Source organism: Aquimarina discodermiae (genome assembly GCF_040786235.1).
Classification (GTDB): Bacteria; Bacteroidota; Bacteroidia; order Flavobacteriales; family Flavobacteriaceae; genus Aquimarina.
Window position 1 is genome coordinate 114,318 of sequence record NZ_JBFMKP010000005.1, and the last position, 15,801, is coordinate 130,118.

A 15,801-nucleotide genomic window follows, 5' to 3' on the forward strand; every position below is an offset into this window, starting at 1 on the left:
AACTTGCTAAAGAATTGAACTATCGCTGGGCGACTACATCATTCCTGGCATACCTCCACCCATTGGTGGCATAGCAGCTGCAGGAGCATCTTCTTTAATGTCTATAAGTGCACATTCTGTAGTAAGAATCATACCTGATACAGAAGCAGCATTTTCTAAAGCAACACGTGTTACTTTCTTAGGATCGATAATCCCAGCTTTTAGCATGTCTACGTATGCTTCAGACTTAGCGTCATAACCAAAGTCATTCTTGCCTTCAAGAACTTTAGAAATTACAACAGAACCTTCTCCTCCTGCATTTTCTACAATGGTTCTAAGTGGGGCTTCGATAGCACGATTTACAATTTGGATTCCAGTTGCTTCATCTGCATTTTCTGTTTTTACTTTGTCTAGAACAGATTTAGCTCTAACCAAAGCAACACCACCACCAGCAACAATACCTTCTTCTACTGCAGCACGAGTAGCGTGAAGTGCATCATCAACACGATCTTTTTTCTCTTTCATCTCTACTTCAGAAGCAGCACCTACATATAATACAGCAACACCTCCAGCTAGTTTAGCTAAGCGCTCTTGTAACTTTTCTTTATCATAGTCAGAAGTTGTAGTTTCGATCTGAGCTTTGATTTGATTAACTCTATTCTTGATTAGCTCTTCTCCTCCAGCTCCATTAACTACAGTAGTATTATCCTTATCAATAGCTACTTTTTCTGCACTACCTAACTGCTCTATGGTTGCGTTTTCAAGAGTGAAACCTCTTTCTTCAGAAATTACAGTACCTCCTGTCAAAATAGCAATATCTTCTAGCATAGCCTTACGTCTGTCACCAAACCCAGGAGCTTTTACAGCAGCTATTTTTAAAGCACCACGTAGTTTGTTTACAACAAGAGTTGCTAATGCTTCTCCGTCAACATCTTCAGCGATAATTAAAAGTGGCTTTCCGGTTTGAGCTACAGGTTCTAATACAGGAAGTAAATCTTTCATAGCAGAGATCTTCTTGTCATATAATAAGATATATGGACTCTCAAGATCTGCTGTCATTTTTTCACTATTGGTGACAAAGTATGGAGAAAGATATCCTCTGTCAAACTGCATTCCCTCTACGATATCAACGGTAGTATCTGTTCCTTTTGCTTCTTCTACAGTGATTACTCCTTCTTTACCAACTTTTTCAAAAGCCTGAGCGATTAAATCTCCGATGGTTTCATCGTTGTTAGCAGAAATTGCAGCTACTTGCTTAATTTTATCAGAAGAATCACCAACTTCTTTAGTTTGTTTGGCAAGGTCTTCTGTAATTGCTTCTACTGCTTTGTCAATCCCACGTTTAAGATCCATTGGATTGGCTCCAGCAGCTACATTTTTAAGCCCTTCTTTTACAATTGCCTGTGCCAATACTGTTGCAGTTGTAGTACCATCACCAGCAAGATCATTGGTTTTTGAAGCAACTTCTTTTACCATTTGTGCACCCATGTTTTCAAGTGCATCTTCTAATTCAACCTCTTTTGCAACAGAAACCCCATCTTTGGTCACTGTAGGAGCTCCAAATGATTTACTAATAATTACATTACGACCTTTTGGTCCTAGGGTTACTTTTACAGCATTTGCTAATGCATCTACACCACGTTTGATGCCATCCCGTGCTTCTATGTCAAATTTTATATCTTTTGCCATAATATGTGTTTATTTTAATTTTTTTTTAGATTCTGTAAATACTAACAGAATCCTTAATTTGTGATTGAGAATAGACAGTAGTTAGACAATGGCAAGGATATCTTCCTCACGCATGATTAAAAAATCTTTTCCATCCAGTTTTAATTCGGTACCGGCATATTTACCGTAAAGAACGGTGTCACCAACTTTTACCGTCATGTCATGGTCTTTTTTACCGCTACCTACAGCAGCTACTTTACCTTTTTGTTGTTTTTCCTGGGCTGAGTCAGGAATAAATAATCCCGATGCTGTTTGCGTCTCTGCAGGAAGTGGCTCTACAACCACGCGGTCTGAAAGAGGTTTAATGTTTACTCCCATTATGATTTGTTTTTTTATTATTAAAATGAAATCTTCGATGCTTGTTATTTCAGAAACTATGCCAGTGACTATAAACTGACAAATTGAAACAAAAAATGTCGACTGTATGACAAGTCGACATTTTTGTAATTGTTCTTTAAAAAAAAATGCTATTCGCTATCCTTGTTATCATCTGTAGTGGCAGGAGGAGTAACAGGTGTATCAACTTGAACATCTTCAGTATTTACTTTGGTATCCTGAATGGAGTTTCCACCCATTAAATCGATATTAGATAATAAAATAAGTACTAATAGTAGTGTCGCTAAAGTCCAAGTACTTTTGTCTAAAAAGTCTGAGGTTTTCTTTACGCCACCTAGTTGCTGGGTTCCACCTCCTCCAAAAGAAGAAGATAAACCACCACCTTTTGGATTTTGTACCATAATTACTACTACCAGTAAAAAGGATACAATAACGATAAGTATTAAAAATATTGAAAACGTTGTCATTGTATATTATTTATTTTCTTGTAATTTCTTTATTGCCCGAATTTGGTCTGCAAAGAAACCACTTTTTTCGGGATTTTTCAAAATTAATATGTTATATGCTTGAATTGCTTTCTTATACTTCTTTTGAGCAAGGTATACCTTGGCTAAAGTTTCGGTCATTAATTCATCTGTATGAACGCTACTTTCCTTTGCTAAATTGCGTGTATGTACGTTTTTTTCTACAGGTTGTATTTTAGGGTTGTTTTGGATGAACTCGTCGATTAGATCAAATTTATCTTTCTTCTCTAAAGATTTTGAAGTCGACTGCTCTTTATTCTGCTGGGAGTCAGTGTTTTCTGCGTGATCAGAATTTCGTTCTATTGGGTGTAAAGAAGTTAGTTTTAGCCATTCTGCAAAAGAATGAGTCTCTTTTTTACTAAACTCTAGTGGGGAGTCTATTTGTAGTGTTTCTTCTGGAGAAATATCTTTTTGTTCTTTTGATTTTTCTTCATCGGCTATAGATTTTGCAATCTGAATCTGCTTTAAAGTGCTATTTTTTTCTCTTTCTGTAAAAAGTGAAGGGTCTAATACATCTTCTGCCTCTTGTATTTTCATGTGTACTGCATCATCCAGATCCATTCTAGGTGATACTTTGATTTCTTCGGGATCAATGACTTCTATTTCGACTTTCTGTTTTTTAAGAGGTAAAGAGTTTGAAGAAGTTTTGTTAAAAAGATCAGAAGTTATAAAATCAAATAAAACACTTCGATCCGTAGAGTAGGCCGCAGTGGTCTTTAATGCTTGATTATACCTGAAACTGTCTTGGTTTTTTAATGATTTCAGATGTAATAACCTTACTGATTGAAAATAGGGAAAAGCTTTGATAATTTTTTCAAGAGAATCTGTATGGCCCTTAACGAGGCTTTCTGGGTGTTGAAGCAGGTATGAAAGTTCTTTAGTGTTCAATCTCTTTTGTTTTAATCAAAGTAACGCTTTATTTCTATTACCATCTAGCAAGTGTGGCATTAAACATATCTTGTGTTATTCTCTCAAAAATCACTTGTAATGCTTCATCTCTAATTGTATTTTCTGAGGTAGCTGCTGGATAATCAAAGAAAAATGAAAAACGCTGTTCCATATCTTGAGTAGGATCTTTTTTATCATAAAATCGCATATTTACTGCAATTGTTAATCGGTTTTGAGCAGCAGTAATATCAGAAGTTGCTGTGTTAGGAGACACATAATCCTGCACTATCTCTCCTTCGTAAGTAATGTCACCTCCAGAGGTGGTTAAACTAAGATTTGTTTGATTAAGAATTAAATCTTGTAGTTGGTTGGTGAAATTTTGATCGGTACCAGGGAAAATTCTTGGTGACTGATTTTGGAAAAAATTTACCTGAAATGTTTTTGTTTCCGGAGATATTGATATTCCACTAAAAGAATATGCTCCACAACCTTGAAATATGATGGATATGGTAAATAGGATCGCTATATTTAGTAAATTTTTCATCAATTATTATAAATCGTATTGTTTTATTTTTCGATACAATGTTCGTTCGCTAATTCCTAATTCCTCTGCAGCAGCTTTACGTTTTCCTCGGTGTCGTTCTAATGACTTTTTAATTAACTCCAGCTCTTTATGATGCAGTGATAACGTTTCTTCTTCTTCTATTTCTTCTGCAAAATGATATTTGTCTTCTTCTTTACCAGCGATAGTATTTTGTGTCGGGATGGTAAGAACTTCTGTAGTTACAGGTTGTGTCGGTTCTTCAAATGTATCTTCTTTTTCTTTTTCTTGATAAATTTTTCGAATTAGTCCCTCATTGTCTTTTTGAACCTGCTGCGTGTTGCCACTTTGCATCAATTCTAATGTTAGCTTTTTAAGATCATTAAGGTCGCTTTTCATATCAAAAAGGACTTTGTACAAAATCTCTCTTTCACTGCTAAAATCACTCTCTTTTTTGTCTTTAGAGATGACTGCAGGTAAGTTACTGCCAATATTTGGTAAATAACTGTGCAATGTACTGGTACTTATTGTTCTGTTTTGTTCAAGGACTGATATTTGTTCAGCAATGTTACGCAATTGTCTGATATTACCGCTCCAATGGTATTTTTCGAGCAATAAAACAGCTTCCTCATTAAGCCGAATAGTTGGCATTTTATATTTTGTGGCAAAATCAGAAGCAAATTTCCTAAACAATAAATGAATATCATCTTTCCTGTCTCTAAGAGGCGGAAGCAAAATTTCTACAGTACTTAAACGATAATAAAGGTCTTCTCTAAATTTTTCTTTTTTGATAGCTTCAAACATGTTTACATTGGTAGCTGCTACAATGCGAACATCGGTTTTTTGCACTTTTGAAGATCCTACTTTTATAAACTCTCCATTTTCTAAAACACGTAGTAAACGTACCTGAGTGGTAAGAGGTAACTCTCCAACTTCGTCAAGAAAAATAGTTCCTCCATCGGCTACTTCAAAATAACCGTTTCTGGTTTGAGTTGCTCCTGTAAAAGCTCCTTTTTCATGACCAAATAACTCACTATCGATAGTTCCTTCTGGGATAGCACCACAGTTTACTGCAATATATTTACCGTGTTTTCTGTGTGATAGTGAATGAATGATTTTAGGAATGCTTTCTTTGCCGACACCACTTTCTCCTGTAACCAATACCGAAATATCGGTTGGAGCAACTTGTATGGCTTTTTCTACAGCACGATTTAGCTTAGGATCGTTCCCTATAATTCCAAATCGCTGTTTTGTGGCTTGAACTGATTCCATATATTCTTTACCTTTTTAGCAGGTTATATGCCCGCATTGGTTATAAGTTTAATTTAATCCTGATAAGTGATTTTTTCGAGGTCGACCAGATTGTTATCTTCTTCATAAGAATTAGTAATCGTTACAGGATAATCGTCACTATTATACTCAAATGTTCTTGAGTTTTGATCAAGACTTTCGGTATTAAAGTTATTTTTACTAAATACCATTAAAACTCTTTTTTCCAGATCAAAGCTGCTTTCTAAGATATAATTCAGATTATTTTCTTTAAATTGGTTATAAAATGGATTCTTTTTAGCATCAAAAGTATAGTTAATAATATATGAGTTGATACCAAACGAAATATCTTGTTTGTTTAGTTGTATCAAATTATCGTTTTCGTAGGTAAAATCAAAAGTATCAGTAATTACATCTGTATCACCCGTTGTGTCGTGATCTTCCATTTTGATCGGTCTGTTTTGATCATCCAGAATAATTTTGGTGTAACTACTTGGCAATAGATCAAATCGAATAATAATAGAATTGGCACTATATTCGAAACTTCTGTTAGAAGCTGTTGTGCCCGTTATGAACTTGATTAATCTTTTCGAACTATCATATTCATAAGTTGCGGTACTTATTAGATTACCACCGGTATAAAATTCTTTTTTAGAGGGTGTAAAGTTGTCCTCATTTTCATAAATGTATTTATTGACTAAGGTGTTTTCGGGATTAAAATATCCGGTTGGTCTATTCTTATCGTCATAATTGGTTTTCCAAAAAGAGGTGCCGTTGTCAAAAGAAGATTCGATAGAAATAATTTTTTTTACCTCTTCAATAACCGTAGGTGTTGTATCGGTAGTATCATTTGTGTCGGTAGTGTCTGTTACGTCTTCTGTGTCTGTTGTTTCAGAAACGTCGGGTGTATCAGAGTCGGTGTCAGATGAGCAGGCCATAAAAAGGCATATGATACATCCTGCTATATAGATTTTTAAAAAATTCATTTCAGCTTATTTAATTATTATCAGAATATCCCACAGCATCACCCAAAAGAGTTGCACTGGTACATTCATTAATATGGACCATGACAAAATCTCCAATCTTATAATCTCCTTTAGGAAAAACAGCCACGATATTTTGAGTGGTTCTACCACTCCAGTGTTGGTCTGATTTTTTAGACTCCTTTTCAATCAATATTTCTACTGTTTGTCCAACAAAAGCTTGATGTCTGTATTCACTATGACTGCGTTGCGCTATTATAATTTCGTTAAGTCTCCTTTTTTTTGTTTCTTCAGGAACATCATCTTCAAGTTTTCGTTCTGCAAGTGTTCCTGGTCTTTCAGAATAAGCAAACATAAAACCGTATTCATATTTTACATATTCCATTAATGAAAGAGTGTCTTTGTGATCTTCTTCGGTCTCTGTTGGAAAACCTGTGATAATATCTTGAGAAATAGCACACTCAGGAATAATTCTTTTGATATTGTCGATCAAATCGAAATACTCCTGACGGGTGTGTAAACGGTTCATAGCCTTTAGAATACGATCACTACCACTTTGTATTGGTAAGTGGATGTATTTGCAAATATTTTTGTGTCTGGCCATTACATTAATGACATCCAATGTCATATCTTGTGGATTTGACGTGGTAAAACGCAAGCGTATTTTTGGGTATTTTTCTGCAACCATATCAAGCAATTTTGAAAAATTGACAGCAGTTGCTTTTTGAAAATCACTGGCTTTTTCAAAATCTTTTTTTAATCCACCTCCATACCAAAGGTAGCTATCTACATTCTGTCCTAATAAAGTTATTTCTTTAAAGTTTTTGTTGGCTAGGTCTTCAATTTCTTCAAGGATACTCTGTGGGTCACGACTGCGTTCTCTACCTCTGGTAAATGGTACCACACAAAAAGTACACATATTATCACATCCTCTTGTAATCGAAACAAAAGCCGATACTCCATTGCTTTGCAGGCGCACAGGAGAGATGTCTCCATAAGTTTCTTCTTTAGAAAGAATAACATTAACAGCATTACGACCTGCGTCTACTTCTTCAATCAGGTTTGGTAAATCTTTATAGGCATCTGGACCAACCACGAGATCTACTATTTTTTCTTCTTCAAGAAACTTACTTTTTAATCGTTCTGCCATACATCCCAAAACACCTACTTTCATTTTTGGGTTGATTCTTTTTACAGCATTGTATTTCTCTAGCCTTTTTCTAACGGTTTGTTCTGCTTTCTCTCGAATAGAGCATGTATTTACCAGTACCAAATCTGCATCTTCAAGATTTTGAGTAGTGTTAAACCCTTCTTTAGAAAGGATAGAGGCGACAATTTCACTATCGCTAAAATTCATCTGACAGCCATAGCTTTCTATAAATAGTTTACGCTCGTTTTCTTTATTCTGTTCGAGTGCAAGCGGCTGCCCCTGTATGCTTTCGTCAATAATCTTCTCCATATAAATATTTCCTTGTCAATTGAAGTCAAATAGTGTGCAAAGATACTTTTTAAAACGATTTATGACAAAGTGGCAGAAGATTATTTTAAAAAAATCTATAAGGAATAATTAGGATAATACTTTTAGCTATCTAAATAGAAGTGAAAATAAGTTTGAATAGAATTCATTTCTTAATAATATGCAAGAATTTTTAATAGTTCAGGTAACGAAATTCTGCTGTATCTTCAAGCATGAAATAATAAATCAAGAAGATCAATGAAACAAACCAGATAACAATCAGAATGTTGGCTGTTTTTTTATTGAAATATTTTAATAAAAATTGATACATAATTAAGATCCTAATCCTATTAATATGGACAATGAATTAATGGCTTGGTAGATATTGTCCTCTTTGATCCAAACAAAACTAAAAATAACAAAATGAATACATACGAAAGTTGAAAAAATTCTTGATATCATATTCATTCGTTTTGGCATTTTTATAGGAGAAAATCTAAGTATACTATCCCATAAAATTATTCCTACACCATGAAATACTGCCCATAATATATAGCGTAAAGAAAATTCGTGCCATAACCCTAGTACCAACATGGATATTATAACGGCAATCCAAGGCATACGTGAATAAGAAGAAATAGGCATGAAAATATAATCTTTACACCATTCGGATAATGAGATATGCCACCTATTCCAGAAATCAGAAAGATTTTTTGCTAAGAAGGGGTAATTAAAATTTTCCTTGACTCTAATACCAAGCAACAGAGAAAAGCCTATAGCAATATCAGAGTATCCTGCAAATTGCATGTAGGTGTTACCGACATAACTAACATATTCTAAGTAGGTATTAAGCCAGGAATTGGTCAAAGAATCGGTATAAGAAATGATCTTAAATGAGAAAAAATAATTCCCTAAAACTATAATTTTAAAGAGTCCATATACTATTCTCTCAAGGCCTTTAGAAAATAATTCTTCATCCCATCTTCTTCGGTAGACTTCTCTATTCCAGTCTGATAATCGAATGATGGGTCCTATTACTAATACCGGAAAAAACAGCATATACCCCATAAATCTTTGGTATTCTATTTCTTGTAAATTCCCTTTGTAAATCTCGATGGTATAGTGAATAAGTCTAAATAAGTAAAATGACATTCCTAAAGGAATCGCCTTTTGTAATATACTACTTTGGTTAAGAGAATATTGCCATTTGAAAATAACAAATAATGTTACCAAAAGTATTAATGTGATGGAAATAGAATATTTAAAGGAGTTGGTTTTTTTTAATAGAAAATAAGTTATTGAAGAACTGAAAACCAAAATGAATAATGATTGATAATCCTGATAAGCTAAAAAAAGTATTGTAAAAGTAGAAATGGAAGTCAGTTGAAGTTTTTTGGGTAATTTCCAGGAAAAAAATACACAAGGGACCAGAAAAGCAAATAGTATCGCAAGCTCTTTCATTTATTTAATTTTGGTTATTGGTTATGTGAGCTCCTAATTCGTTTATAAACCAATTAGTAAATAGTTTTTTTCCATCATTATTCATGTGTTGTGCATCGTAAAAATGATTATATGTAAAAGAGTAATCAAAATTAAAATAATCGAAATGTGTTAAGTTTTTACACCAGTTCCAATATCCAGAATATTTAATAGATGATTTAGTTGTTAAGATTCTTTTTTCTATCTGATTTGGTCTAGGAATGTTTAAGATGATTAATTTAGAATTAAGCGAATTTAAAATATTCGAAATGTTACGAATTGTCTTTTTCTTAGGTTGTTTTGACTGTAAATGATCTAGTCTTTTAGAAATAAGTGTTTCTAGCTGATCTTGACTTGGTGTAAAAACACCTTTTCTATCTCGTTTTTTTTTGTTTCCTAATAGAGCCGAAAAGATTTCAGTTAACCCAACATGGGTTCTTAAATGATACTTTTGATAAAGTTTATCATTTGCTTTGAACTCATTGAAAAAAGAACTCTCCTGAACGATTAAAACATCAGGTTTGAAAGCTGAAATATCTTCCAGAATACCTTGATCGGTTAAATGATCAATCCCTTTAATTGCACCTAAAAACTTAATAGTTGAAGTGTTGATTTTATGTTTTTTTTTGAGCAATGAATCGATCTCATGTGCTTCGGGGATGGCGTCTCTAGATAAAGATGAACCTATGATTAGTATTCTTATATTTTTTTTTAAAGATTGGTTTTTGAGAGCGATTTCTTTTTTTAGATTACTATGAAAAAACATTTTTTCTCGAATAGAGAAATGTCGTCCTATATCTTTAGAAAAAAAAGAAATAAGCCCTATAAAAACTACCGAAAGGATAAATACCCATAACCATATTTTTAATGGCAATGTTGTCATCTGGATATCTTCTTGTTAACTATTTCTATGGACTTTGAAATGGAATCAATTCCCATAATTTCTTTAACAGAGATTTCTAACCCAAACTTTTTTTCAATTTGAACTATGAAATCTAAATGAGCAATAGAACTCCAGCCATCAATATCATTTGGACCTAGGTTGATTTCATAATCTTTAAAGTTATAATTAAAAGATTCTGAGGCAACCGAAATGATTTTCTCTTTAATATCTCCAGAAGAATGTTTTTCGTTTGATTGTTCTTTTACTTTTTTGATTTTTTCAATTACCAGTTCTTTGCTAACTTTTCCTGAAGCAGTGGTAGGAAGTTTGTCGAGAAGATGTATTTCTGATGGTGTCTGATTGCATAGAAGATTCTCGTTACAAAAAGCTTTAATATCTCCTACTTCTACGTTATCATTTGCACATATAGCAGCAATAATTTTTTCTCCCCCCACCTCATTTATTTCTCCATACACAAATGATTCATGAATTAAGGAACTTTGGTTCAAAGTTTCTATAATTTGTTCAGGGTAAATATTAACACCACCAACAATAATTACATTCTTTTTTCTCCCCTTGATATAATAAAACCCTTCGCTATCCCTTTCTACCAAATCCCCTGTAAAAAACCATCCATTTTGATCTGGATTACTTTTGGGATGCAGGTATGATTTCATAATATGCTCTCCTCTAAGAGCTAATTCACCAACTTCATTGTTAAGAATGGTATTGCCATTGGCATCTATTACTTTTGCTTCGCAGTCAATAGGTTTTCCGATAGATCCTAGTTTCCAGGTTTCTTCGTCGGGGCCGCAGAAAAGACCACCAGCTACCGTTTCTGTTAGACCATAAACATTAATTAGTTTTACTTCAAATTTGGTCATAAATCTGTCCCAGAAATTTGATTCTAAATTTCCTGCAGAAGAAATTAAATATTTAAACTCTTTTGTGTTAAAATGTTCTTTTGGGTTTGTAGAAAAACGATCGAACATATAGAGCATAGTTGGCACTACAAAGAAATGCGAAATCTTATATTTATATACGGTATCTAATAAATCTGGAATTTTGGAAATTTGATATCGAAAAGGTCTAACGAGTTGTGTCGAATTAAACAAAGATAAAATAGGGCCTTGTATAAGTCCATCGACATGAAAGCAAGGAAGGATATTTAATAAAACAGAGTCCTTATTTAATTGGTACTGTTTTGAAAGCGTAGCTAGATGAGAAATAATGTTATTATGTGTTAACAAAACACCTTTTGGGTCACTTGTTGTTCCTGATGTATAGATTAAAAAACATACCGTGTCGGGAGATATATCTGCATAATTATTATCCTCGACACAGTTTTCGATAGCGCTATCTAATGTGTTCTCTTGTGTGTTGTTTTTTTTTAATAATCGGTTTATAAGTGAGTTTTCTGAGGCTTTTGAGGCTTCGAATACAATATGTTTTTTAGAAGAGTCTAAACTCCAGTATTCTTCATTTTTTTTATCGATTATCCAACCATCAATTCTGGCGTTGGATAAAATCCCTTTTACTTTATTTTTTTTTGTGTTAGGGTCTACGGGAATAACGGTAATACCATTTAGAATCATTGCAAAACACATACAAAACATGTCAAAATCATGACTTAAAGAAAGAAGTATGTTGTCTCCACGTTCTAATCCTTTAGATTTGAGAAGAGTGTTTATCTTATTTACTTTTGTCGTTAAGTTGGTGAAGGGATATTTTTTGTCCTCGGTAGTTAAAAAAGTATTTCCTTTAACTTCGCCTTGAGAGGCAATAGAAAAAGCTTCTTTAAAACTTTTTGGGTAGTGTTTTCCCATATTGAATGATTATTTAATTGAGATTACAATTTTAGGTAAATTTTCATTTCCAAAAGTAGTATTGAGACTTTTTCTTATGTCTAATTCTAATTGCGAATTTTTAGAAACTATATCATTGACTTGTAGATTTACGGTAAATTGTTCTATTCCGTTTTCGATAATTTCATGAATGGTAATGTGTTCAACTGCTTTGTTTTTTAGAATACAATTTTTAATGTTTTCACTATATATGATATTTCCATTTCCGTTTTTAACAAAGTTTTTTCTTCTTCCTTTTAAATAAAAATAATCATCATTGTCTTTGTAAGCTAAGTCATTTGTATAAACAAAACCTTTTTCGAATCTCACTCCCGAGTGAATTTCAGAATCTAAATATCCACTAAAATTACGATTGCTAAAAACCCTCAAATTTCCAACCTCACCTGCAGCAACTAAATTATCATTATCATCAACAATCTGAACTATTGAATCTATTGCGATACCTAGAGATCCTTTTTTGTTTGATGCGATACCGATAGGCTCTGATAAACAAATGCCAGAGGTTTCTGTAAGGCCATAATAATTTAGGATTCTTATGTCAAAAAGCTTTTCAAAATTTTCAATATATTGATGTTCGAGAAATGCTCCCGTACAAATAACTTGTTTTAAAGACTCCAGTTGTGGAATAATTTTTTTTCCAAGACCCAAAAACTGATGTATTAATGAAGGAGTAGCTGTAATGATAGAAACTTTATTTCTTTCTATTTCTTTTATAATTCCAAAAATATTAAAGTTATCATCGATTTTGGGGATTATTATCGAAACTCCGCTGAAAAGTGGGGCAAGGCAAATATTTCGTAGTCCACTCATTGTGTCAATGCCAGAAGTAATTAATATTCTATCCTTACTACTCCATTTAAAAGTTTGACTGATACATTTCGCACTGCTTATCAGAGCCTGATGGCTTAGTTTAACACCTTTGGGCTTTCCTGTGGTTCCAGAAGTAAAGAGGATGGTTGATACATCCTGTGGTTTGTGTAATATTTCATGAGAAATAATATTCGATGAGTCAAGATCATAGATCCAATTCGAAAATAGTTGATTCCCTGTCAACGCTTTATTAGATTCGTTTTGCGGGTCGAAAATAACTACTTTTTGTTCGAAGTTTTCAGAGAACTTCTTTTCTGTATCTTGATCAGTAAAAATGATTTCAGGAGAATGATCATTTATAATGTTCTGTATAGCATGGGTGGGCATATCATTATGTAAAATAATAGTAGGAATACCTAACGAGGTGGTTGCCCAATACAATATAATGGCTTCAAAATGTATTTTTGAACAAATGACTATATTTTCTGTAGTACTAATCGAGTCATTAATTAGTTTTTTATGTAATGCATCGATTAAGAAATTGATTTCTTCTATCTGTAAGCTCTTTTGATCTGTACTATCATATATAATAGGAGTTTTGACGTATTTTTTTTCTGCAAATTTGAGTAAATCTTTAGTTGCTTTAATTTCTAATGGTAAATTAAAGGGATTGTTAGAATGATACTGCTGTAGTCTTACTGTGTTTGTATGTAAGGGTAGTACATGGATAATTTCAAGAGCTGCTAATTCTTTAATTTCAAGAATAAGTTGATTTATGTTAACTTGGAGTGTTTCCGAGATTTCTTTTAAAGAATTTCCTTTATTTCCTAAAAAAATAGCACAGGCTTGATTGGTAGTGAGATGGTGTGTTTTCAATGGCAGTAATTTATTAAGATAAACTTGATGTCTGTCTAATAAATGACCAACCATTCCATTACTTTCGTCTTTGTTGATAGTAGCGGTTTGTGTACTTAAATCAAAACTAAATAAAGGGTTGGTTAAAATTCGTAAATGCTCTGTGTCAAAATCAAGAAAATCAAAAGGTGTAAGTATGAAATTTTCATATTTTTTTGGAATAAGAGCAATCAAAGCATTGTAATCGATGCTTTCGGGATTGTTAGAAATGTGTGTTTCTTTAGTAAGTTCAAAAAGTTCAGGTTCAGATAAAATATAAGAATGATGATCTCGCTCATTAAAAAAACGTTCGAAATATGTATGATAGTCTTTTCCGAAGAGTTGCTTTTCTCCTCTTTCAAAAAAAGGAATTGGTTCTGAGTTTTTTAAATGTACATGAGGAAAAATAATAAAGCCATCATGCTTGGTTATTCTATTTAATTCAGAGACAATACGAGTTTGGTCATATCTATGTAACGTGTCTAAGCCATAAACAAGAGAAACAGAATCATTTTTTAAAGGTATTTTTCTATTTAGATCAGAAAAAATAATCTCTACGTTATCAGGTCTGGTCGAACCAGATAGCCAATAATCAAAGCCGGCATGCCCAAGAACATCCCTGTCTCCTTCCCAAACAGAAATAATTTTTTGGTCAGGAAATAAGGCAGAAAGGAAATAAGTGCTAAACCCTGTTCTGCACCATGTATCTAAAATTACATCACCAGGTTTCAAGGCTTTTTTTAATTCAAGAATAAACGGATAAAATGCTCTAGAGGATTCATTAAAAGGTTGAAAGGCAGAATAAATATCTAAAGAAGACTTTTGAAGTTTTAAATCTAAAAAATCCTGATATTTTACTCTTTTTTTTTCTAAGCTACTTTTGCATTCATTTATATAGCTTTCTATATTTTTAAAAGTGTTTATTTCTATTTTATTAAAATAAATAATGCCATTTAAAGATGGGACTATTGTATGGCATGTTTTGCATTCTAATGCATATGAGGTTTCGTCAATATGACTTATTGAAAACTCGTTGGAACAATTAGTACAAGTATAATTATTCATAATCAATTTGTTAAAATAGCAGAGGGTTGATGCTTTATGGTTTATTAGATAATCAAGCCACTAATATATAATTTTTCAGGTTTAAAACTAGAGAGGTCTCTTTAAATATAAGTTGATAAATACTGGTGATTTGATTTTTTCCTTAACTCTATATTTTTTGAGCTTCAGAATAAACTTTATCGTGTTAAACCAAAAAAATCTATATTTGAGGATATCCAATCAATAAAATCATTTCTATGACGTCAAATCAACTCTTCGAAAAACTGGAACATCTTTCTCCGCTTGATTTTGGAGATATTTTTAATAAGAGTATCGAACTTTTTAAAAAAGTATGGCTACAAGGTTTTGTACATTTATTAATTTCTTTTTTAGTGATACTTCCATTAATTGTAATCATGTATATCCCAATGTTTGCTATTGCAGGAATGGCGGGGTTAGAAAATCAATTAGATGATTATCAGTTTCCTATTGAAGAGTTTTCTGTGGGACTTCTTATATTGTTTTTTGTTTTGATATTGGTAATTTCGATGGCAGCAGGCGCGATTCAAATGGCGATTACCGCGCATTTCTATAGAGTTTGTAAGCAGGTTGATTTAGAACAGTCAGAATCATCATCTTATTTTATGTTTCTTAAAGGAAAATACCTCGGTAAAGTATTTGTATTATCGATAGCTATATTTGGTATTTCGTTGTTGGCAATATTAGCATGTTATCTTCCTATCTTTTATGTGATGATTCCATTGCAATTGATTGGAGTAATATTTGCTTTCAACCCTGATTTAAGTGCTTCTGATATTATAAAAGCAAGTTTTAAGTTAGGAAATAAAAAATGGCTTATTTTGTTTGGGTTGATCATTGTAGGGTCTATGTTATCACAGTTTGTGGGTATGATCCTGTGTTTCGTTGGTATTTTCTTTACAGCTTCTTTTGTGTACTTACCTGTCTATTTTGTCTATAAGGAAACAGTAGGTTTTGAGGAAGATTTGTCAGAAACAACAGATACATTATTTGTCAAATAAATTAGAAAGAATAATTATTGACAGTTTTTTTAACTAATTTTTTGATAAAGAATCTTGATATCAAAAAATTGATATACTTTTG

At 32.7% G+C, this 15,801-nt stretch carries 13 protein-coding genes; 1 reads left to right on the plus strand and 12 read right to left on the minus strand.

Annotated features, from left to right (window positions below; all coding sequences use genetic code 11):
• Positions 1–33: 33 nt before the first annotated feature.
• From groL to ABW636_RS04580, 12 genes are all read right to left on the minus strand, one after another.
• Positions 34–1,668, minus strand: coding sequence for a chaperonin GroEL (gene groL, locus ABW636_RS04525; RefSeq protein WP_367588757.1), 1,635 nt, complete (start codon positions 1,666–1,668; stop codon positions 34–36).
• A gap of 81 nt (positions 1,669–1,749) precedes the next feature.
• Positions 1,750–2,025, minus strand: coding sequence for a co-chaperone GroES (locus ABW636_RS04530; RefSeq protein ID WP_367588758.1), 276 nt, complete (start codon positions 2,023–2,025; stop codon positions 1,750–1,752).
• 149 nt (positions 2,026–2,174) lie between these two features.
• Positions 2,175–2,510, minus strand: coding sequence for a preprotein translocase subunit SecG (secG, locus tag ABW636_RS04535; RefSeq protein ID WP_367588759.1), 336 nt, complete (start codon positions 2,508–2,510; stop codon positions 2,175–2,177).
• Between the two features lie 6 nt (positions 2,511–2,516).
• A complete protein-coding gene (locus ABW636_RS04540; RefSeq protein WP_367588760.1) occupies positions 2,517–3,455 on the minus strand; it encodes a DUF8458 domain-containing protein in 939 nt (312 codons plus the stop codon).
• Positions 3,456–3,492: 37 nt separating this feature from the next.
• A complete protein-coding gene (lptE, locus tag ABW636_RS04545) occupies positions 3,493–3,999 on the minus strand; it encodes an LPS assembly lipoprotein LptE (protein ID WP_367588761.1) in 507 nt (168 codons plus the stop codon).
• 6 nt (positions 4,000–4,005) lie between these two features.
• Complete coding sequence (locus ABW636_RS04550) at positions 4,006–5,268, minus strand: sigma-54 interaction domain-containing protein (protein WP_367588762.1); 1,263 nt, start codon at positions 5,266–5,268, stop codon at positions 4,006–4,008.
• Positions 5,269–5,321: 53 nt separating this feature from the next.
• On the minus strand, positions 5,322–6,251 hold the full coding sequence (locus ABW636_RS04555; RefSeq protein WP_367588763.1) for a hypothetical protein: 930 nt from the start codon (positions 6,249–6,251) through the stop codon (positions 5,322–5,324).
• Positions 6,252–6,261: 10 nt separating this feature from the next.
• Positions 6,262–7,707 carry a tRNA (N6-isopentenyl adenosine(37)-C2)-methylthiotransferase MiaB gene (gene miaB, locus ABW636_RS04560; RefSeq protein ID WP_367588764.1) on the minus strand — a complete coding sequence of 482 codons (1,446 nt, stop codon included), beginning with the start codon at positions 7,705–7,707 and terminating at the stop codon, positions 6,262–6,264.
• Between the two features lie 330 nt (positions 7,708–8,037).
• Positions 8,038–9,165 carry an MBOAT family O-acyltransferase gene (locus ABW636_RS04565; protein WP_367588765.1) on the minus strand — a complete coding sequence of 376 codons (1,128 nt, stop codon included), beginning with the start codon at positions 9,163–9,165 and terminating at the stop codon, positions 8,038–8,040.
• A gap of 4 nt (positions 9,166–9,169) precedes the next feature.
• Positions 9,170–10,066, minus strand: a complete 897-nt coding sequence (locus ABW636_RS04570) for a hypothetical protein (protein WP_367588766.1) — start codon at positions 10,064–10,066, stop codon at positions 9,170–9,172.
• Entirely contained in the window at positions 10,063–11,892 is a 1,830-nt protein-coding gene (locus ABW636_RS04575) for an AMP-binding protein (protein WP_367588767.1), read from the minus strand. Before ABW636_RS04575 ends, ABW636_RS04570 begins: the two co-directional genes overlap by 4 nt.
• Positions 11,893–11,901: 9 nt before the next feature.
• Positions 11,902–14,700, minus strand: coding sequence for an AMP-binding protein (locus tag ABW636_RS04580; protein ID WP_367588768.1), 2,799 nt, complete (start codon positions 14,698–14,700; stop codon positions 11,902–11,904).
• A gap of 236 nt (positions 14,701–14,936) precedes the next feature.
• On the opposite strand from ABW636_RS04580, the gene ABW636_RS04585 reads away from it, so the two are divergent.
• Positions 14,937–15,719 (plus strand): hypothetical protein, encoded by a 783-nt coding sequence (locus ABW636_RS04585; protein WP_367588769.1) that lies wholly within the window; start codon positions 14,937–14,939, stop codon positions 15,717–15,719.
• Positions 15,720–15,801 lie beyond the last annotated feature (82 nt).